Here is a 19,079-nt window from a genome sequence, read left to right as displayed (position 1 = left end):
CCCAGATGTGTCTATCCCAGGACAACAGCGCGGGAATGGGGACACCGCAGCTCTGTGACCGAGGGATCGAGTTCTACCGGGTGGCGCTGGCCGAGGGCTGCGCCACCGGAGACGCCCCCGAGTGCCTGCTCGCGATGGGCCTGCTGCGCTCCGTACCCGGCTCCGGCGAGCGACTGACCCCCGTCCCGCCCGACATCGCGGCCACCGGCCTGACCCGGCCGATCGAACTCGCCGTGCTGGGCCACCAGGAGCGGCTCGCCGAACTGCGCACCGCCTTCACCGCCGCCGACCGCGCCTACCAGGACGTCATGCGCCGGGCCCAGCTGCCGGTCCGCCTCCTGACGGGCGAGGAGATCAACCCCGCGCTGGAGAAGGCCGTCGTCGCCTGCACCGAGGAACTGCGCACCGCCCAGCCCGGCGGCGGCCGCAGCCCCGAGCACCTCGCGGACGCCCTCCCGCGCGACCTCGCCCTCGCCGGGCGCGGCGTGCGCCAGCGCACCCTCTACCAGCACACCGTGCGCTCGCACGGCCCGACGCTCGCCTACATCGAGCAGGTCACGGCCCAGGGCGCCCGGATACGCACCCTGAACGAGGTGTTCGACCGGGTGATCATCTGCGACCGCTCCACGGCCTTCGTCCCGGCCGCGGCCGACCGCGAGGCCGCCGCGATGCTCATCCAGTTCCCACCGCTGGTCGAGTACCTGCTCAAGATCTACGAGTTGATGTGGGAACGCGCCGAGCCGGTCACCTACCTGGAGGGCCGGCACCGCCCCCAGCTGCTCACCGACCGCACCCGCCAGAACGTCCTGCGCCTGATGGTCAACGGCTACACCGACGAGGCCATCGCCTCCCGCCTCGGCATGAGCACCCGTACGGTCTCCAGCCACATCCAGAAGGCCAGCGAACTCCTCGGCAGCCGCAGCCGCGGCCACCTCGGCTACATCATTGCCCGCGAGGGCGTCCTGGACGAACCCCTCGACGACCTGTGACCGGCACCGGCACCGGGGGCCGTCGCCGTCGCTCGGCGGGACGGCCCCCGGCGGCCGGTGCTACTCGTAGCGCAGTTCGGCCGGCCGCATCAGGCGCAGGAGCTGCGGCAGGCCGAGCGCGGTCGTGAGGAGGACGGCGCCGGCGGCGATCGCGGACATGGCCAGCATGGAGCCCCAGTCGAGGGCGAAGGGCAGGCCCGCCGTGTACTGGAGGACGGCTCCCATCAGCAGGCCGCCGACGGCGGCCTGCAGCATGCCCAGGGCCATCGGGACGAGGGTCTGCCACAGCACCGACAGGCCCAGGATCCGGCGGCGGGTGCCGACGGCGCTCAGCACGCCGAGGATGCGGCGCTGCTCCCGGAAGCGCTCCAGCTGGCCGACCAGCAGGCTGAGGGAGACCAGCAGCAGGGTGACGGCGGAGCCGGCGGTGAGCAGGCGTTTGACGGCGAGGTAGGTCGGGTCGAGGGTGCGGTCGAGCGGGGACCCGGCGACGCCCTGCGGGTCGATCGCCATGACGTCGGTGGCGAGTTGCTCCTTCGGGTCCGGCAACCCGGGGGCCATCGCGACCAGGACGGTCGCGGGCTGGCCGCGCAGTGCGGCGGCCGGGGCGGCGCCCGGGGTGAGGAGCAGCAGGCCGGAGCCGATCCGCCCGTTGGGGTCGGAGCCCTCGACGGGCTCGACGGTGGCCGTCACGGCGGGCAGCGGCCAGGACGGCGGCTCGCCGTCACCGCGGAAGAAGGCGGCGTGGACGGTCGTGCCGGGCTTGGTTGCGGCGGCGGCGTCCGCGCCGGTGTTCGGACCGGTGTTCGGGCCGGTGTTCGTGCCGACGTCCGTGCCCGCGCTCGCGCCGCCGCTCGTGCCGACGTCCGTGCCGGCGTCCGGTCGGGTGGTCCGGCCCTGGACGGCGAAGGCGTCACCGTCCTTGCAGTCGGGCAGGGTCGCGAAGCCGCGCAGCACGGCGCAGTCGGCGATCCGGACGGCGGGCAGGTCCCAGAGCTTGGCGGTGGGGGTCTCCAGGGCGAACTCGGTGTAGGCGGCGGTGGCCCGCACCCCGGGAGAGCGCGCCAGCGAGTCGGCGAGCCGGTCGGCCTGCGGGCCGCCGCCGGGGAAGGACACCGACTGCTGGTACGGCCCGACCGCGGCGCGGGGGCCGGGGCGGTCCTCGTAGCTCGCGCTGACACCGAGGAAGAGCGTCTGCAGGGCGATCGCCCCGGCGACGGCGACGACCACGCCGCTGACCGCGGCCGAGGCGGGGCCCGAGCTCAACTGGAGCCTTCGGATGGCGAGTTGCCAGGACACACCGCCGCCGGAGCGCCGGGTGGCGGCCTCCACCAGCCAGGGCAGCAGGGTGCAGACGCCCACCAGCATCAGCAGCACGCCGAACGCGACCAGCAGCGAACCACGCGTGTCCTGAACGGAGTTGAAGACGGCGGTGCGCCCCATCCCGGACGGGTTGTACTGCGTGGGCAGTGCCAGCGCGAGCGCCGTCAGGGCGAGGCCGGCCAGCGGCAGCGCCAGCCGCCATCCGATCCGGCGCCGGCCGGGGCCGGACCGGCGGACCACGCCGAGCGGGTCGACGGTGACCCGGCGCATCGCCAGCAGGCTCACGCCGATGCCGAGGAGCGGCACGACCACGGCGATCGCGGCGGCGATGGCGGGGTGCGGCGCGATGTCCTCGGGGTAGAAGCTGAAGCCCGCGAGCCGCAGGTGGCCGGTCAGCCGCCGGCCGAGCAGGAACAGCGCCGCGCCCGCGACCAGGCCCAGCACCGCGCCGACCAGGGACTCCCCGGCGGCGAGCCGGGCGGTCATCCGGCGGTCCGCGCCGACCAGGCGCAGCGCGGCGAGCCTGCGGTCGCGCCGTTCGCCGCCGAAGCGGGCGGCGGCGGCGAGGAAGACGCCGACCGGGGCGAGCATCACGGTCAGGCCGACCGCGTTGAGCAGGATCAGCCGGGGGTCCATCGGCTTGGGCGGAGAGAAGTGGCCGTACGAGGTGATGCGGGAGGCTCCGGCGTCCCGCGAGAGCCGGTCGCTGCCGAGCAGGTAGCCGGCCTGGCCGGGGCCGAGCAGGCCGTCCGGGCCGATGCCGCCGACCACCGGGTAGGGGAGGCGGTCGCGCAGCAGCTGGTTGGCCGGGTCCTTCAGGAGCTCGGCCAGGGCGGGCGAGACGACCATCCGCCCCGGCGGCGGGTACGCGGCCACTCCGGGCGGGAGCGCCGCGTCCGGGCCCTCGGGCTGGACGACCCGTCCGCGGATAGCGGTGCCCCGGAAGGTGGTGTCGGCGGTGGCGATGAGGACCGTCCGGTCGCCGGGCGTGGGCAGGTCCTCGTCGCGGAAGGTGTCGTTCTGCACGTACAGGCGCTCGTTGCGGTGCTGGACGATGCCGGGGAAGGAGGCGGTGAACAGCAGCAGCGCCACCCCCAGGCCGACGCCGCAGGCGGTGAGCAGCAGGCGCCCCCAGCCGTCCCGTCCGTTGGTGAGGGCCAGGCGCACGCCGAGGCCGAGCTGGTCCAGGAACGGCGAGCGGACCCGGTCGGCGGCGGGGTCGCTCGTGGCGGGGCTGCTCACGCTGGGGCTACTGGTGTCGGGGCCGCTCACGCCGGGGCCGTTCGTGGTGGAACTGCTCATATCGCGCCCGCCAGGTCGCGGGTGCGGCCGTCGCGGACGACGATCTCGCGGTCGGCGTAGGCGGCGACCCTGACCTCGTGGGTGACCAGGACGACGGCGGCGCCGCTCTCCCGGGCGGCCTGGGTGAGCAGCTTCATCACCCGCTCGCCGTTGAGGGAGTCGAGCGCGCCGGTCGGCTCGTCGGCGAAGACCGCCTTGGGCCCGGTGATCAGGGCCCGGGCGGCGCCGACCCGCTGCCCCTGGCCGCCGGAGACCTCGCCGGGGCGCTTGGCGGCCACGTCGTCGACCTCCAGGCGCTCCAGCCATTCGCGGGCCCGGGCCTCGGCGGCCCGGCGGCGCAGTCCGTTGAGGCGCAGCGGGAGCGCGACGTTCTCCAGGCAGGAGAGTTCCGGGACGAGCTGGCCGAACTGGAACAGGAAGCCGAACTCGGTGCGCCGCAGGGCGCTCAGCTCGGCGTCGGAACAGGCGGTGAGGTCGCGATCCCGGTAGCGGAGGCGGCCGCTGTCGGGTCGGGTGATCCCGGCGAGGCAGTGCAGCAGGGTGGACTTGCCGGAGCCCGACGGGCCCATCACGGCGACGAGTTCGCCGGCCGCGACGGTGAGCGAGGCCCCGCCGAGCGCCGGGGTGAGCCCGAAGTTCTTGTGCAGGTCGTGGGCGGCGAGCAGGGGTTCGGACATGGTCAACGCTGGGACTCCGTGATGCGGGCGGCGAGTTCGTCCAGGCGGGCGGCGGTGAGCTCCAGCCAGCGCAGGTCGGCTTCCAGGTGGAACAGGGCGTGGTCGCAGATCAGCTGGTCGGTGAGGTCGCCGGTGAGCTTGCGGCGGGTCAGCTCCCGCATCTCCTTGAGGTGTTCGGCCCGCTGCGCGTCCAGGACGTCGGCGCCGGAGCGGCCGGTCAGGAGGGCGAGCACGACCTTCTGGTAGAGCGTGCTCTGCAGGTACGGCTGCGGGCTCTCCGGGTGCGCGAGCCAGTTGGCGAGGTCGGTGACCCCGGCGTCGGTGATCGCGTACCGCTTGCGCTCCGGGCCGTCGCCGGCCTCGACGCCGTCGACCACCACCAGCCCGTTCTTCAGCAGCCGGGAGAGCGTCGCGTACACCTGCCCGTAGTGCAGGCCGCGGTCGCGCCCGAAGTGCTCGTCATGGAGGCGTTTGATGTCGTATCCGTGGCGGGGCTGGGTCTCCAGCAGGCCGAGGAACAGCTGTCCGAGTGACATGCTCCGGGACTATACAGGCCATGTATACACACAGGTGTATAGCGGGCCCCCTCGGGTCCGGCCGCCGGCGCCGACACGGCCGCGGCCTCCCCGAGCAGGACTCGGGGAGGCCGGAGCGGTTCGGTGCCCGGGTCAGTTCAGACCGTGGGCCCGGCGGTCAGGACGCCTGGGCGCGCACCAGCCAACGCTGGTTGGCATTGGCGGTGCAGGACCAGACCCCGAGCGCGGTGCCGTTCGCGTCGGCCCAACCGGGCAGTTCGAGGCACTTGTCGGAGATCGGGTTGTAGAGCGTGCCGTCGTAGCGACGGACCCAGGTCTGCGCGTCATCGGCGGCGCAGGTCTGGAAGGACACCTTGGTGCCGTTGCCGGCCGGCTTGTCGTTGGTGGTGATGCACCGGTCGGTGCCGGAGACCTTGAACTTGGTGTCGGTGGTCAGGGTGAAGTGCTGGGCGTTGCCGTTGTAGCAGTTGTAGAAGGCGACCGCCGTGCCGACGGAACCGCCCCAACTGTCGATGCACCTGCCGGGGTTGTAGGCGCTCTGGATCTGGACGCTGGAGCCGGCCGTGGCGAGCGAGTTGGCCTGCTGGTCGGTGAACGCGTACGGGTAGATCCGGACGTCGCTGACCGCGCCGTTCACGCGGCCGTCAGGCCCGGGGTACCGGGTGGTGGTCTCCCCGCCGATGTTCAGACTGCCGTTGGCCTTCCAGCCCGCAGGGACCTTCGCGCTTCCGGCCGCTCGGCCGTTGACGTACAGCGTCGCGGTCTGGGTGTCCGAGTTGAACGTCCCGGCGAGGTGGGTCCAGACGCCGATCTGGGGTTGCTCGGAGTCGACGGCCGCGTAGTACGTGGTGGGGCGGAGCTGGTCCGACGAGGGCAGGCGGGGGGCCCACCTTTGACTCGATCAAGCCGTCGAGAAACCCCTTCAAATTCAAGGGCGGGGAGTACTTTGGTGCCTCGGCGGGATGGAACACCGCCAAGAATAGCGACAACGCTCATACGATCGGGTCGGTGACCGCCGCCAGCGGACTCGTCGGCGGGGCATACAGCTATGCAAGAAATTCTAACGGTGAGTCATTCCATCAACTTGGTTGGGCGGTGGGGGGAGGTGTTGCAATTCAGGGCCCGCCGTTGATCGGATTCAAATACGACTTCAATACGCGGAGGGGGAGTACTTTCACTGTGGAGCAGGGTGGCTAGGGTCCGGGTGAGTCGATGGATTGTCAGTTCTGACTGGTCGGTGCTACCGTATGCTGTCCTTGTCCTGCGAGATCAGGAGCGTTGATGGTTGTTCTTGGCATGCTAATCCCGGTCGTCCTGGGATTGGCTATGGTCACGAATTTTCGTGGGATTCGTGACTTCTTCGCGTTGTCCGAAAGTGGGGAAACCAAGAAGTCGGCCCCGGTGATCTTGTTGTTCATCAGCTGGTTCTTTATTCTGGTTCCTGGGGCTGCTGTTCTCGACATGGCCATCACGGCAATCCTGCATTGACTTGTTCGAGTGCGAAATGGGTCGCGCCTGCCGCTCGTTGTGGTGGGCGCGGCCTCGTGCTGTTGGCCTCCGGGTGCAGCCGAATTCCCGGCGAGTACTCCCCGAGGCTGATGATCTGGCCGTCGGCGACGAGCTGGATGACAGTGGACAAGCTCAAGCAGAAGGAAATCCCCAACCTGTCGAAAAAACAGGGACGTCGATGGGTCGATCGCGTTCCACCATGTGGTGTGGCAAGCAGTGCTCACGTACCAGTTCGGAGCCGATGCGGCGGGTAATGGGCGGATGCCTGCGCACGGTTCCGAGGAGAATCGGGAGGGTCGCATCGCCGATCTGGTGAACAACGTGAAGGGGTGAGCGATCGGTGAAGTATGAAACGGGGCGGGGGTGATCGGGATGCGGAGGTCGAGTCGGGTGCGTACCCATGGAAGGCTGCCTGTTCTGACCATCTGTGTGGCATTGGCTCTGCCGCTGGCAGCTTCGTGCGGTGGCGAAGGAGCCTTTGCCGGCTGTCATCGGGTCCTGGGACACAACCGCCGCTTCGATCCGGTTCCTGGAGGGCGGCAAGCTCGGCGAGGCATGTCTGCTCCCCGCGCCGCCATGTGTCGTGGAGAGTTTCTGTTACTCGACGAGGCGATCACTATCCCGATCTAGAGGTGGTTCAGTATCGTCGAGGAGAGCGTCTCCACGTGATTGCCAGGGATGAGATGGGACAATTTCAGGGAGATCCTGGTCTGCTTGCAGTTCCGTTTGCGTCATCCCTCTTCTCGCCTTCGGGCCGTACCTACCAGAATGGCGGGTGTGTATCAGGGTGCCGATTAACAGATTTAATCGAGTCGGCCGATGGTTCAGTCGGGCGCTGCTGAGATATCTTGCGGTGTGCGTGGCTCCCGTGTGCGTTTTTATGCTCGTTCTTTCAGCATTTGCGCCCGGCGGGCATGACGCCAATGGATTCTCTCGAGCCGACTCCCTGGATAGCCTCAAGCTGCTGGCGCTCATCTCGCTCACGATAACTGTCCCCACACTGTTCTTTCTCTTCCTGGTCTCTTTTCGGGCGGCCAGGGGGAGGAATGTTCGGGGGGTGGCTGCCGTGTTGTTTGCCCTGCCCCCACTGCTCTATCTCCTTGCGGGTGCTTGGCCCTTCCTGCTGATGAGCGCACTCGGTGTGATATACGCAATGGTAGTGATGCCCGCGCCTGCGCCTGGATCCTGATTTTGCGACATCCGGGTCCCCGGGCGCGTGATGCGCATCGGGGGCCCAGATGTTTGTTCTGGGCACTTACGGTAACTTTCCGTTCAATCCTGGTGGGGCTCATCGAGTAATTGCTCGGCGAGCCCGCCACGAGTGGGGGAGCATGGGCGACGCGGGGTCCGGGGGTGTCAGGGGGGCGTCAGGAGTGGGGCGGTGATCGTTGGGATGTCGTCAAGAGGGGGTGGGGCTGGGGGTGGGATCGGGTGAGGTGGGTGGGTGCCGACTCCTCCGTTGCCTGATGTGCCTGGTCCCACTGGTGGTTACCGCAATGCGCCCACGGGGGTGCCGCCGTACGGCGGGCCGGCGGTGCCGCAGCTGCCGACTCTGGACGGGACGCTGGTGGTCGACTTCGCGTTGGTGGGCAAGGCCGGGGCGGATGCGGGCAAGGCGGCCGAGGGCATGGCTGCCGCCTGGACGGCGCTCAGCTCGGCGGCCCTGTTCGGTGCGGCGCCCTGGGGGGATGATCCGGCGCTCGGGCAGGGCTTCGACCAGGTCTTCGCCCAGCCGCGGGACGATCTGCTGAAGGCGGTGCAGGCGCTGCCGGACACCCTGCGCAAGCTGGCCGACGCCCTCGGCGCCACGCGCAGCACGTTCGAGAGGGCCGACGAGCACGCCACGGAACTCGCCTGGACGTTCCCGGGGCCCGGTAGCGGCGGCGCGTGATGGCGGTCGACGCCCCCAACGCCTCGCTGCCGGACGGGTTGCAGAACCTGCTGATGATCCTGGTGGGCAACAAGTGGCCCACCGGGAACGAGAGCGCGCTGCGGGCCGAGGCGGATGCCTGGGCCGAGGCGGCGAAGTCGATCCGTGCCTGCGTCCTGGACCTGGCGGACGCCAAGTCCCAGCTCGACCAGGGCCTGAGCGGCGCCAGCAAGGACGCGTTCGACGCCTATCTGGCCAGGCTCGCCGTCGCCGACGACGCCGCGCTGCCGCTCATCGCCCAGTGCTGCGACGCCGCCGCCGACGCGCTGCACAACCTGGCGAACCAGATCGAGACCCTGCGCATCGAGATCATCGGTGCGCTGGTGGTCCTGGCGGTTCAACTGGCCATCGACGCCGTGATGTTCCTCTTCGGCGGGGCCGAGGCGGCGCCCGTGGAGATCGCCTTCACCAGGGCCCTGGTGTGGGCCTTCCTGCGCAAGGCGCTGATCAGCGCGGTGACCCGGGTCGCCGAGTCGGTGCTGGCCCAGGTGGGCTTCGACCTGCTGGCCCAGGTGATCGAGCTGGGCCAGGGCCACCGCACGTCGATCGACGGCGGTGAGCTGGGCACGGCCGCCATCAACGGGGCGGTGGGCGGCGCGGTCGGTGTCGGTGCCGGGTGGCTCGGCAAGGGTCTGGGCAAGGGCCTGGGAAAGGGGCTCGGGAAGGGCTTCACCTCGCTGACCGGCAAGGAGGCCGGCGCGTTCGCCAAGGGCGCGGCCGGGCTGGTCTGGAACACCGGCTACGGGGCGCTGACCGGGATGGCCGAAGGCGCGGCGCAGGACGCGGTGTTCGGGCTGTCGGGTGACTACGTCTCCGGCGCGGCCAACGGCGCGTTCGCCGGGGCGTGGGGGTGGCGGCACGGGGCGATGAACCCCGGGAACAAGTTCTCCATCTCGCCGGGCGACCACATCGAGGGCTGGCTGAACGGCAGGCTGGAGGGCCCGCGCCCACCGCGCGGCGGTACGACGGGGGGCGGCACGACGGGGGACGGTACGCCAGGGGGCGGCCCGTCGGAGATCGAGCTCGTCCCGGTGGGGGACCTGCCCCATGAGCTGCCGCCGCTGCCGCCGCAGGACACGGACCTCTCGGGCCTGTTCCACGAGATGGGCCACTTCCCGGCCCCCGTCGGCGACTTCAGATCGACGCACGGCGGCACCCCGGCTCCGCAGCGCCCGCAGCCGCGGACTGTCTCCGATGCCATCCTGGAGGAGCTCAATCCGGGCGTGCACCAGCCCTCCTGATGGAGCATCAGGAGGGCTGGCGTCGGTGCGGGGGAGGGGGCTGGGGGGTGTTACTGGCTGCCTGCCGGGGCCAGGGGGGCCAGGGTGCCGGGGTAGAGGTACTCCTTCGCGGGGAGTGTGGTGCCGTGGGCCCAGGCGTCGAAGAAGCCCTTGAGGTCCTTGCCCGAGACCTTGGCGGCGAGGGCCTCGAACTGGGGGAAGGAGGCGTTGCCGTAGGCGTGGTCCGCGGTCCAGCGCTTGAGGGTGGCGAAGAACGCGTCGTCGCCGACGGTGCGCCGCAGGGCGTGCATCATCAGGGAGCCCTTGAAGTAGAGGGCTGAGGCCAGTTCCTGGCCCTGCCCGGGGTCGTACAGCTTGGTGGACCAGAACTCCGGCTTGTTCCGGTTCTCCTCGACGGTGGGGGTGTAGAAGCCGGTGTCGAGGTTGCTGCCCTGGTGCTCGTCCCACAGCTGGTTGGCGTACTGGGCGACGCATTCGGCGATGCAGCCGTCGCGCCAGTCGGTGAACGAGACGCTGTCGCCGAACCACTGGTGGGTGATCTCGTGGACGGCCGCGGAGTCCCAGAAGTAGTTGGTGTAGGTGGGCCGGCTCTGGGTCTCCAGGTCCGGCGCGCCGGTGCCCGTCTCCTTGGTCCAGCTGCGGACGATGGCGCCCGCGGAGGAGAACGGGTACGGGCCGAACTTGGAGGCCAGGAAGGCGATGATCTCCGGCTGCTGGGCCTCGGTCGCCTTGGCCATGTCGTCGATCGGCACGTCCGGGCCGTAGGCCGTGATGACCGGCGTCCCGTCGGACAGCGCCGAGCGGTGGACGGTGAACTTGTCGATGGCGACGGTGCTGAGGTAGGTCGCCATCGGCTTGTCCTCGCGCCAGCGGAAGGTCGTCGAGCCGTCCTTGCTGGTGGTCTGGCCGGGCCGGCCGTTGCCGATGGCGGTCCAGCCGTCGGGGACGGTCGCGGCGAGCGAGAAGGTGGCCTTGTCGGACGGGTGGTCGTTGGACGGGAACCAGGAGGTCGCCGAGTGCGGCTCGCCCATCGCGTTGACGCCGCCGGACACCAGCTGGTGCCAGCCCTCGGGGTCGGGCTTGCCCGCGTACACCACCCGCACCGCGAAGGTGGCGCCGCCGGCCACCCGGCGGGCGGGCACGATGTCCAGCTTGTGCGTGCCGGAGCGGGAGAACGACTTGGCCGGGGTGCCGTTCACGGTGACGGAGGCGACCTGGAAGCCCTTGAGGTCCAGGGAGAGGCGGTCGAGCGACTGGAGGGCCCGGGCGGTGACGGTCGTGTCGCCGTTCAACTGGTCGGGGTGAGCCGGGTCGTAGGCGATCCGGACGTCGTAGTTCGCCACGTCGTAGCCGACGTTGCCGTCCTCGGGGAAGTACGGGTCCCCGATCCCGGCCGCTCCCGCGGGGGCGGCGGTCAGGGCGACTCCGAGGGCGGTGGCGGCGGCCACCAGGGTGACGGCCTTGCGGCGGTGGCGACTCGGCGGTGTGCGCATCTGTGGCTCCTGGGGACGGGCGGTCAGGACCGGGCGGCGGCGGGGACGGTGGCCGGGGCGGTGGTGGCCGGAGCGGCCGGAGCGGCCGGAGCGGCGGGCTTGGCGGCTGCGGGCTTGGCGGTGGCGAACTGCCACACCACGCCGATCATGGCGTTGGTGCTGGTCGCCTGCGTCGCGGGGTCGACGTTGGCGAGGTTGTCGCACGCGCTGTGGAGGCAGTCCGAGACGCCGCTGCTGAAGCCGGACGACGGGATGCCCGCGTCCCCGAACGGCTGGCTGTCGGAGCTGTCCAGCGGGATGTCGAAGGTGGCCAGGCCCCGGTCGGTGAACCACTTCTCGAAGGCCTGGAAGGCCGCGGTCTCGTTGTTCTTCGCGTCCTTCACCAGGAGGTACTGCTGGAGGTTCTTGCTGCCCGCCTGGTCGAGGTTGAGGTACAGGTCGATGGCCTTGCGGTCGCCGGCGGACAGGTTCTTGACGTAGTCCGCCGAGCCGACCATCCCCAGCTCCTCCGCCCCCCACCAGGCGAAGCGCAGGTGCCGCTCGGGCTTCAGCTTGGCCTTGGCCACCTGGAGGGCGGTGGTCAGGACGGCCGCCGAGCCGGAGCCGTTGTCGTTGATCCCCGGGCCCATCGGGACGCTGTCCAGGTGGGCGCCGGTGAGCAGCACGTGGTCGGGGTCGCCGCCCTGCCAGTCGGCGATCAGGTTGTAGCCGTCCTTGCCGTCGTGGGAGAAGCGGCGCAGCTGCGTCTGGAAGCCGGCCCGGTCCAGCGCGTGCTTCACGTACGCCACCGACTCCGCGTACCCCTTGGTGCCGTGCGCGCGGTTGCCGCCGTTGCGGTCCGCGATCCGCTGCAGGGCCTGGAGGTGCGGCATCACCTCGGCCGCCTCGACGGTGGGCGCGGCCGGGGCGGGCCTGTGCTCGGCGGCCGTGGCCGCGGCGGCGGGGACGGTGGACAGCAGCAGGGCGGTCCCGATGACGTGGGCGGCGAGGGACACCAGGCGGCGGGAGGGCATCACACGGGAGCCTTTCGGAGGCGGGGCCGGGGGGCTTCCCCCGGCGGACTCCGTCCACCCTGGTCCGTCGATGTCAGGAACTTGTCGAGAGGCTGTCGGGAACCGGTAGGGGTGCTTCCGGAGGGCGACTTACGATCATCCTCATGTGCGCACATGTCGTGGTCGCCGAGGACGATCCCAAGCAGGCCGACCTGGCCCGCCTGTACCTGGAGCGGGAAGGGCATCGCGTGGTCGTCGTCCACGACGGCCGGGCCGCGCTGGAGCAGGCCCGGCGCGGCCCGGCGGACCTCCTGGTCCTCGACGTGATGATGCCCGTCATGGACGGGCTCGACGTCTGCCGTGCCCTGCGTGCCGAATCCGCCCTGCCGGTGCTGATGCTGACGGCCCGCACCGCCGAGGAGGACCTGCTGCTCGGCCTCGACCTCGGCGCCGACGACTACCTCACCAAGCCGTACAGCCCGCGCGAGCTCGTGGCCCGGGTCCGGGCCCTGCTGCGCCGCGGGTCCCGGCCGCTGACCCCGGGTGCTCCCGCACCGCCGGCCGCGCCCACCCTGTCGCCGACCGCGCCGCCCGCCGCCGCGCCCCCGGCCGTACTGACCGCCGGGGCCCTCACCGTCGACCCCCTGCGCCACGAGGTCACCGCCGACGGACGGCCCGTCAGCTGCACGCCCGGCGAGTTCCGGCTGCTCCAGGTGCTGGCCGCCCAGCCCGGCCGGGTCTTCACCCGGGCCCAGCTGCTGGAGCACCTGCACGGCATCGACCGGTACATCACCACCCGGACCGTCGACACCCACGTGATGAACCTGCGCCGCAAGATCGAGCCCCAACCGCGCCGCCCCACCCGCCTGCTGACGGTCTACGGCATCGGCTACAAGCTCGCGGAGGGGCCGCGCGGTGCGTCGTGACGCCCCGCCGCGCCGCAGCCTGCTGATCCGGCTGCTCGCCCTCTCCGCCCTGGTCTCGCTCTGTTCGATCGCCGCGACGGCCTGGCTGACCGCCCGCACCACGACGGGCGCGATCAGGCAGGAGCAGCGCCAGGTCCTCGCGGACCAGGCCCGGATCTACCACGAACTGCTCGGCTACGCCGCGACCCACCCCGACTGGACGGGTGCGGAGAGCACCGTGCGGCGGCTCGCCGCCGACACCGGGCAGCGCATCCTGCTGACGACTCCGCGCTTCGAGCCGGTCGTCGACTCCGCGGCCACCGCACCCGGGTCACCGGCCGCCACCTCCGGGACCCCCGCCACCGCCCCCGGGTCACCGCCCCCGGCCGCCACGCCGTCGGCACCGCCCCCGGGCGCCGCCGACCGGACGGTGCTGCCCCGGACGCCCACCACCACGGTCGACCCGCTCTCCGTCGACCTCGCCATGCTGCCCGACGCCCCGGCCGACCGGATCGACGCCCGTGCCGTGGGCCCGTTCCGGCTGACGACCGCCGAGCGCGCGGCCATGGAGGAGGCCGCGCGGAATCGGGCCGGCTGCCTGCGGTCGGAACTGGGCGTCGAGGCGACCGTCACCGACGACGCCGCCGGCCGCCCCGTGGTGAGCGTCCCCGGCGGCCGGCCGCTCGGCGTGCGCTGCGCGCCCCCGCTGGTGCTGGACGCCCCGACCCGCACCGAGAGCGCCGCCCTCGCCGACCTCACCGCGCTCGTCAACGCCTGCCTGGAGCGCCAGCAGATCCGGCCCGTGACGCTGTCCCTGGGGTTGCAGTGGGCCCCGGCCCGCGACCGGGAGCAGGAGCAGGTGATCTCCGCCTGCCTCGCCAACTCCCGCCGGCAGCAGCTCGTCCGGTACGTGGCGCCGCCCGTGCTGCTGTTCGTCGGCGCGCCCGCCGGCGCGGCGGACCAGGCCCCCGTGCTGTCCGCCCCGCACCGCGGGCGGGTCGCCGAGGTCGCCGCGCTGGTGCTGGCGGTCACCGTGGCGATCACCACGATCGTTGGCCTGCGGCTCTCCCGGCCGCTGAACGCGCTCACCCGCGCTGCCCGGCGGATGACCGACGGGGACCTCTCCGCCCGGGTGACCGCGACCGGTCGCGACGAGATCGCCGGACTCGCCGCCGCCTTCAACGCCATGGCGCAGCGCCGCGAACAGCTGGAGGAGATGCGCCGGGCGATGGTCGGCGACATCGCGCACGAGCTGCGCACCCCGCTCAGCAACATCCGCGGCTGGCTGGAGGCCGTCGAGGACGGCGTCGTCACCGCCGACGGCGCCTTGACGAGTTCGCTGCTGGAGGAGGCCCTGCAACTCCAGCACCTGGTCGACGACCTGCGGGACCTCGCCGCCGCCGACGCCGGTGAACTGGCCCTGCACCGCGAGCCCGTGGACGTCGAGGACCTGTTGGCCCAGGTTGCCACCGCGCACGGCGCCCGGGCGCAGGCGTCGGGCGTGGCCCTGGTCGTCGAGGCGGTCGCGGACCGGACGGGGCCCGAGACGGCCGGCGCCCCGGCCGGGTACGAGATGGCCGGGTACGAGATGGCCGGGTGCGAGGTGTTCGCCGACCCGGTGCGCCTGCGCCAGCTGGTGGGCAACCTGGTCGCCAACGCCGTCCGGCACACCCCGGCGGGCGGCACGGTCACCCTGCGGACCCGGACGGAGTCCGACGCCCTGCTCATCGAGGTCGCCGACACCGGCGGCGGCATCGCCGAGGCGGACCTGCCGTTGGTGTTCGAACGCTTCTGGCGGGCCGACAAGTCCCGCAACCGGCAGAGCGGCGGCAGCGGTCTGGGCCTCGCCATCGTCCGCAAGCTCGCCGAGCTCCACGGCGGCGGCGTTCACGCGGCCAGCAGCCCCGGCGCGGGCTCGGTGTTCACCGTGCGCCTGCCCGCTCCGACGGCCGCCGGGTACGGGGGTGGAGCAGGCCGATAGCTAAATCATCGACATATGTTTGCCATTGATCTATGCTCACGGCCATGGCTAACCGTCAACTACAGGAGCCGACGCGGCTCGTGCTCACCGCGCTCGCCGATGCCCCGCGGCACGGCTACGCGATCGTCCAGGAAGTCCTGGCCATCTCCGACGGCCGGACCAAGCTGCTCACCGGCACCCTCTACACCGCGCTGGACCGGCTCCTCCAGCAGGGGCTGATCCGGATCGACCACGAGGAGGTCGTCGGCGGCCGGATGCGGCGCACCTTCGCCCTCACCGAGGACGGCCGGGACGTCCTGGGCGCGGAGACGGAACGGCTGCGGGCCGGAGTCGTCGAGGCCGAGCGCAGGCTCGCGCTCGGGCGGGGGCCGCGCCTCGGGGCGCTCCGGCTGAGCGGCGGTGCGGCATGACCGCGCAGCAGGCCGGGGCGCTGCCCGGCAGGCTCCCGCTGATCGGCATCTACCCCGCCGCCTACCGGGCCTCGCACGGCGAGGAGATCGCCGCCGTCTTCGCCGAGTCCGTCGAGGGCGCCGACCGGCGCACCGTGCTGCGCGAGTGGGTCACCCTGGCCGCGCACGCCGCCCGGCTGCGGACCCGGCTCAGCTCCGGAGACCCCGCGGGCCGGGCGCTCGCCGGCGCCGCACCGTTCCTGCTGGCCGGAGGGGCGGCGCTGGCCTTCGTCCAACTGGTGATGACCTTCTTCGTCGCGGACACGCGCTTCGAGCTGATGGGCCTGCACACCACGGCCGCGACCGCGGTGGGCGCGGTGCAGGCCGCCCCCTGGGTCCTCGCGCTGCTCGGCGCCGGCCTCGGGCACTGGGGCGCCGCCCGCCTCCTGGTGCTGGTCGGCGTCCTCGCCCGGATCGGCGCCGCGGTCGGCTACGCCGTCCACCCGGCCGGGGTGCTCTTCCTGTCCCTCCACCAGCTGCCCCTCTGGCTCCTGCTCGGGGTGCCGCTGCTCATCGCCCCGCCCGACGGCGTCGACCAGCGCGTCCGCGCCCGGGTCGGGACGGTCGTCGCGGCGGCCGTCATCGCGCTGCCGATGAGCGCGCTCGTCCTCGCCTGGCCCTGGCGCGACCTGGAGGACTACTCCGAGGTCATCTTCCCGCGCAGCACCCAGATGCTGCTCGACGCGTCGTCGGCCTGGCCCGCCGTGGTGATGGCGATCGCCTTCTTCGTCCACTTCGCCGCCCGCCGGCCCGACCGGCCGCGCGCCGCCGGTGTGGCGCTGGCCGCCCTCCCCTGGGCGGTCATGCTCCCCGCGCCCTACTACTGGGCGCTGCCGCGCGACCTCGCCGACCTCGGGCGCAACCTCGCGGTCGTGGTCGGCCTGCTGGCCGTCGCCGCCGTCCTCGCCGCGTTCGGCCGCACCCTGGCCGCCTCCCGGGACCCGGAGCCGGTCGAGCCGGCCTGACCGCGGAGGCGGCGCCCCGAACCGACCGCCGGTGTCGGGCCGGCCGGTCCGAGGATCCCCGAGTCCCTTCTTCCGGAAGGGGCTCGGGGATCCTTCGTCGATGGCGTGGCGGCCCGGCGCGGTGTGGCGTGGATCACGGCAACGGGTGGCGGCGGCGGGACAGGAGCTGGTGTGGAGAATTCGATACGCGCCCGGGTGCGCGCTGGGGACGCGGCGGCGTTCGGGCTGGTCTTCGAGGACCACGCCCAGGCGGTGTACCGGCACGCCGTGCGGATGACCGGGGACTGGGCCGTCGCCGAGGACGTGGTCTCGCTGACGTTCCTGGAGGCGTGGCGGCTGCGCGCGCGGGTCGATCCCGAGGGGGAGAGCCTGCGGCCGTGGCTGCTGGGGATCGCGGGCAACGTCATCCGCAACACCCGTCGGGCCGCGCGGCGCCACCAGCGGGCGCTGGCCAAGCTGCCGCCGCGCGAGGCGATGCCGGACTTCGCCGGGGAGCTGGCGGGTCGGATCGCCGACGCCGAGGAGCTGGCCGCCGCGAAGGCCGCGCTGGAACGGCTGCGGCCGGCGGAGCGCGAGGTGTTCGCGCTGTGCGTGTGGGAGGGCCTGGACCACGCGGCCGTCGCCGAGGCGCTGGGCCGGCCGGTGGGGACGGTCCGCTCGCGGTTGTCGCGGGCCCGGGCCCGGCTGCGGGAGTTGACGGCGAAGGAGCTCGCCGCGTCACGGTCCGCGCGCTCGGGAAGAGGTGGGCAACGCCCGGGCGCCGGCGGACAGGTAGCAGGTGACCGCGACCTCGCGGTCCGGCCGTACAAGGAGACGACCCGATGAACGCCACCCCCCGGGACCGGTCCGAGCAGACCGAGCGGGAGGAACTGGTCCGGCTGCTGCCGGCCCCGGCGGCCCCGGAGCTCCCCCCGGGCCGCCACCTCCTGCTGAAGGAACACCTGATGGACACCGTCACCGACAACTCCCGGCGCACGGCCCGGCGGCGCAGCCTGGCGCTGCGCCTGGCCCTCCCGGCGGGCCTGGCCGCCGCCCTGGTCGGCGCCCTCCTCGCCACAGGCCCCGGCCGCCCCGCCCCGGACGCCCGGCACCAGGACGCCCAGCACCAGGACGCCCAGCACCCGGCCGACGGCACCGGCCACGCGCTGGGCCGCGTCGACAACGCCGCGTACACCCTCGAAGGCGGTGACGACCTCGTCAAACTCACCATCCTGGAGCAGTACAAGCCGGTGGACCCGGACCAACTGCAGCGCGACCTGGACCGGTTCGGGATCCCCGCCCGGGTCTACGCCGGCCAGCCCGGCTGCCGCGCCTCCGAGCCGGAGACCCCGGACAACCAGGAGGGCCAGGACAGTTGGGACATGCATACGGAGGGCGCCGGCCCGCTCGTCCTCACCGTCCGCCCCCGCGCCGTCCCGGCCGGCCTCAAGCTCTTCATCTACCTGCCCTTCGCCGGGACCGACCCCGCCCACAGCTCGCGCGAGATGCACACCGGCCTCATGCGGAGCCCGGGCCCGGCCTGCATGCCGTCCAAGGTCTACTTCAACCCCCTGGCGAGCCTGATCCCGACCCCGCCGCACTGAGCGGCTGACGGCTGACGACCGGCGGCTGACGACCGACGGGTGCGCGGCGGCAGCGGTAGCCGGCGGAGGCAGGCGATGGCAGGGGTGTCCGCCCGGGGCCTGCCGGGGGGTGTCGCCGGGCGGGCCGGCGGGTGCGGGGCTGCGGTCCGGGATGCGCCGGCGCGGTGCGCCGGAGGACGCACGGGGCGCGGGGGCCGCGGCTGGGGAAGCGCTGTGCACCGCTTGACCGGGGGGCGCCGGGGAGGGCGAGGGGCGCCGGGGAAGGGGCGCCGGGGGCGCCCTGGGAGAGGGGCGCCGGGGAAGACGGGGCGGATCAGGTGGTCGAGCCTCTTCGGAGGTGCTGGAGGCAGTCGGCGATCTCGGCGGGGGTGGAGGGACCGAGGGCGTCGGCGAGGCGGCCGTGGTGGAGGAAGACGACGCTGTCCGCGTACGCGGCGGCTTCCGGGTCGGTGGTGACGAGGACCGCCGTGAGGTCGAGGGCGCGGACCGCGCGGCGGAGTGAGGCGCCGATGGCGCGGGCGAGTTCGGGCGAGTCGTCGTGGCCGGGGGTGTCGACCAGCAGCAGGCGCGGGGAGCCGGCCAGCAGCCGGGCCAGCATGGCGTTGTGCTGCTGGACCCGGCCCAGCCTCCGGAGCGGCCGCCGCCAGAGCCACAGTCGGGTGATCCGACTGATCTGCCAGGCCTGGCGGCGGCCGAGTGCGGAAACGCCCGGATCGACGAATTCACGAACCGTCACATTCGGGTGGACGGGCTCGTGTTGGCCCCAGAGTGCGCCGACGGAACCCCGTTCACCGTCGGCCCAGTGGACCGTTCCGGTGGACGGGGTGGTGACGCCGGCCATGCACTCCAGGAGTGCCGTGGTGCTGGCGCGTTCGTCTCCCATGACGGCACAGAAGCGGCCTTTTCGTACGCCGAGTGAGAACTCGCGCAGGACCGCTGTGGGACCGTTCGTGCCCGGGTGGATTTTCGACACGTTTTCCAGCGTGACGGCACAGTCTGGGGCGGCTTCCCGCTCAGCTGGTCCACCTCCCATCATGAATCCGCTCCCAGGCTTCCGTAAATGATGCGTGCGGCGACAAGGCATCGTGCTTGCATGCCCAGAACCTACTCGCTCGTAATGGGTTTAGGCCATGCTGCCCGCATCCGTATGTATGGTGCACTTTCCTAGACCATCCGTGTCAGATCGAGATCGCTCCTCGGGGTG

At 72.4% G+C, this 19,079-nt stretch carries 17 protein-coding genes; 10 read left to right on the top strand and 7 right to left on the bottom strand.

Annotation, left to right across the window (positions count from 1 at the left end):
* Window positions 1-5 precede the first annotated feature (5 nt).
* Window positions 6-989: a helix-turn-helix transcriptional regulator gene (locus tag AB0O82_RS19420; protein ID WP_363585178.1), complete on the top strand. Its 984-nt coding sequence runs from the start codon at window positions 6-8 to the stop codon at window positions 987-989.
* Between the two features lie 60 nt (window positions 990-1,049).
* Here the strand turns inward: AB0O82_RS19420 and AB0O82_RS19415 are convergent, their stop codons facing one another.
* The 4 genes from AB0O82_RS19415 to AB0O82_RS19400 all read right to left on the bottom strand — a co-directional run bounded on the left by AB0O82_RS19415 (window position 1,050) and on the right by AB0O82_RS19400 (window position 5,704).
* Complete coding sequence (locus AB0O82_RS19415; protein WP_363585176.1) at window positions 1,050-3,554, bottom strand: ABC transporter permease; 2,505 nt, start codon at window positions 3,552-3,554, stop codon at window positions 1,050-1,052.
* A gap of 56 nt (window positions 3,555-3,610) precedes the next feature.
* Window positions 3,611-4,291, bottom strand: a complete 681-nt coding sequence (locus tag AB0O82_RS19410) for an ABC transporter ATP-binding protein (RefSeq protein WP_363585174.1) — start codon at window positions 4,289-4,291, stop codon at window positions 3,611-3,613.
* Between the two features lie 2 nt (window positions 4,292-4,293).
* Window positions 4,294-4,827, bottom strand: coding sequence for a PadR family transcriptional regulator (locus AB0O82_RS19405; RefSeq protein ID WP_363374032.1), 534 nt, complete (start codon window positions 4,825-4,827; stop codon window positions 4,294-4,296).
* Between the two features lie 157 nt (window positions 4,828-4,984).
* Window positions 4,985-5,704, bottom strand: a complete 720-nt coding sequence (locus tag AB0O82_RS19400; RefSeq protein ID WP_363585190.1) for a ricin-type beta-trefoil lectin domain protein — start codon at window positions 5,702-5,704, stop codon at window positions 4,985-4,987.
* Between the two features lie 404 nt (window positions 5,705-6,108).
* Here AB0O82_RS19400 and AB0O82_RS19395 point away from each other — a divergent pair, with 404 nt between their 5' ends.
* From AB0O82_RS19395 to AB0O82_RS19385, 3 genes are all read left to right on the top strand, one after another.
* Window positions 6,109-6,315, top strand: a complete 207-nt coding sequence (locus AB0O82_RS19395; protein ID WP_363585172.1) for a hypothetical protein — start codon at window positions 6,109-6,111, stop codon at window positions 6,313-6,315.
* 1,489 nt (window positions 6,316-7,804) lie between these two features.
* On the top strand, window positions 7,805-8,227 hold the full coding sequence (locus AB0O82_RS19390) for a hypothetical protein (protein ID WP_363585170.1): 423 nt from the start codon (window positions 7,805-7,807) through the stop codon (window positions 8,225-8,227).
* Entirely contained in the window at window positions 8,227-9,507 is a 1,281-nt protein-coding gene (locus tag AB0O82_RS19385; RefSeq protein ID WP_363585168.1) for a hypothetical protein, read from the top strand. Before AB0O82_RS19390 ends, AB0O82_RS19385 begins: the two co-directional genes overlap by 1 nt.
* Window positions 9,508-9,557: 50 nt before the next feature.
* On the opposite strand, the gene AB0O82_RS19380 is transcribed toward AB0O82_RS19385, so the two are convergent.
* Window positions 9,558-11,000 (bottom strand): M1 family metallopeptidase, encoded by a 1,443-nt coding sequence (locus AB0O82_RS19380; protein ID WP_363585166.1) that lies wholly within the window; start codon window positions 10,998-11,000, stop codon window positions 9,558-9,560.
* Between the two features lie 23 nt (window positions 11,001-11,023).
* Window positions 11,024-12,013 carry a M20/M25/M40 family metallo-hydrolase gene (locus tag AB0O82_RS19375; RefSeq protein WP_363585164.1) on the bottom strand — a complete coding sequence of 330 codons (990 nt, stop codon included), beginning with the start codon at window positions 12,011-12,013 and terminating at the stop codon, window positions 11,024-11,026.
* A gap of 143 nt (window positions 12,014-12,156) precedes the next feature.
* Here AB0O82_RS19375 and AB0O82_RS19370 point away from each other — a divergent pair, with 143 nt between their 5' ends.
* The 6 genes from AB0O82_RS19370 to AB0O82_RS19345 all read left to right on the top strand — a co-directional run bounded on the left by AB0O82_RS19370 (window position 12,157) and on the right by AB0O82_RS19345 (window position 17,875).
* Window positions 12,157-12,918: a response regulator transcription factor gene (locus AB0O82_RS19370; protein WP_363585162.1), complete on the top strand. Its 762-nt coding sequence runs from the start codon at window positions 12,157-12,159 to the stop codon at window positions 12,916-12,918.
* Complete coding sequence (locus AB0O82_RS19365; protein ID WP_363585160.1) at window positions 12,908-14,878, top strand: ATP-binding protein; 1,971 nt, start codon at window positions 12,908-12,910, stop codon at window positions 14,876-14,878. The genes AB0O82_RS19370 and AB0O82_RS19365 overlap by 11 nt, the downstream gene beginning before the upstream one ends.
* Window positions 14,879-14,922: 44 nt before the next feature.
* Window positions 14,923-15,288 carry a PadR family transcriptional regulator gene (locus AB0O82_RS19360; protein WP_363585158.1) on the top strand — a complete coding sequence of 122 codons (366 nt, stop codon included), beginning with the start codon at window positions 14,923-14,925 and terminating at the stop codon, window positions 15,286-15,288.
* Entirely contained in the window at window positions 15,285-16,292 is a 1,008-nt protein-coding gene (locus AB0O82_RS19355) for a hypothetical protein (RefSeq protein ID WP_363585156.1), read from the top strand. Before AB0O82_RS19360 ends, AB0O82_RS19355 begins: the two co-directional genes overlap by 4 nt.
* A gap of 171 nt (window positions 16,293-16,463) precedes the next feature.
* Entirely contained in the window at window positions 16,464-17,117 is a 654-nt protein-coding gene (locus AB0O82_RS19350; protein ID WP_363585154.1) for an RNA polymerase sigma factor, read from the top strand.
* The gene (locus AB0O82_RS19345) at window positions 17,114-17,875 is read left to right on the top strand and encodes a hypothetical protein (protein ID WP_363585152.1); all 762 of its coding nucleotides are present in this window, start codon (window positions 17,114-17,116) and stop codon (window positions 17,873-17,875) included. The genes AB0O82_RS19350 and AB0O82_RS19345 overlap by 4 nt, the downstream gene beginning before the upstream one ends.
* A 313-nt stretch (window positions 17,876-18,188) precedes the next feature.
* Here the strand turns inward: AB0O82_RS19345 and AB0O82_RS19340 are convergent, their stop codons facing one another.
* A complete protein-coding gene (locus tag AB0O82_RS19340) occupies window positions 18,189-18,908 on the bottom strand; it encodes an ATP-binding cassette domain-containing protein (RefSeq protein WP_363585188.1) in 720 nt (239 codons plus the stop codon).
* Window positions 18,909-19,079 lie beyond the last annotated feature (171 nt).

The organism is Kitasatospora sp. NPDC088264 (genome assembly GCF_040685715.1).
Lineage (GTDB): Bacteria > Actinomycetota > Actinomycetes > Streptomycetales > Streptomycetaceae > Kitasatospora.
This window is presented reverse-complemented; position numbering and strand designations above follow the sequence as displayed.

Bases quoted from the DNA above. Each gene is read 5' to 3' on its own strand.
- AB0O82_RS19340 (WP_363585188.1), bottom strand. From the start codon at position 18,908: ATGGGAGGTGGACCAGCTGAGCGGGAAGCCGCCCCAGACTGTGCCGTC.
- AB0O82_RS19385 (WP_363585168.1), top strand. From the start codon at position 8,227: ATGGCGGTCGACGCCCCCAACGCCTCGCTGCCGGACGGGTTGCAGAAC.
- AB0O82_RS19410 (WP_363585174.1), bottom strand. From the start codon at position 4,291: ATGTCCGAACCCCTGCTCGCCGCCCACGACCTGCACAAGAACTTCGGG.
- AB0O82_RS19420 (WP_363585178.1), top strand. From the start codon at position 6: ATGTGTCTATCCCAGGACAACAGCGCGGGAATGGGGACACCGCAGCTC.
- AB0O82_RS19345 (WP_363585152.1), top strand. From the start codon at position 17,114: ATGAACGCCACCCCCCGGGACCGGTCCGAGCAGACCGAGCGGGAGGAA.
- AB0O82_RS19405 (WP_363374032.1), bottom strand. From the start codon at position 4,827: ATGTCACTCGGACAGCTGTTCCTCGGCCTGCTGGAGACCCAGCCCCGC.
- AB0O82_RS19360 (WP_363585158.1), top strand. From the start codon at position 14,923: ATGGCTAACCGTCAACTACAGGAGCCGACGCGGCTCGTGCTCACCGCG.
- AB0O82_RS19370 (WP_363585162.1), top strand. From the start codon at position 12,157: ATGTGCGCACATGTCGTGGTCGCCGAGGACGATCCCAAGCAGGCCGAC.
- AB0O82_RS19395 (WP_363585172.1), top strand. From the start codon at position 6,109: ATGGTTGTTCTTGGCATGCTAATCCCGGTCGTCCTGGGATTGGCTATG.
- AB0O82_RS19380 (WP_363585166.1), bottom strand. From the start codon at position 11,000: ATGCGCACACCGCCGAGTCGCCACCGCCGCAAGGCCGTCACCCTGGTG.
- AB0O82_RS19355 (WP_363585156.1), top strand. From the start codon at position 15,285: ATGACCGCGCAGCAGGCCGGGGCGCTGCCCGGCAGGCTCCCGCTGATC.
- AB0O82_RS19375 (WP_363585164.1), bottom strand. From the start codon at position 12,013: ATGCCCTCCCGCCGCCTGGTGTCCCTCGCCGCCCACGTCATCGGGACC.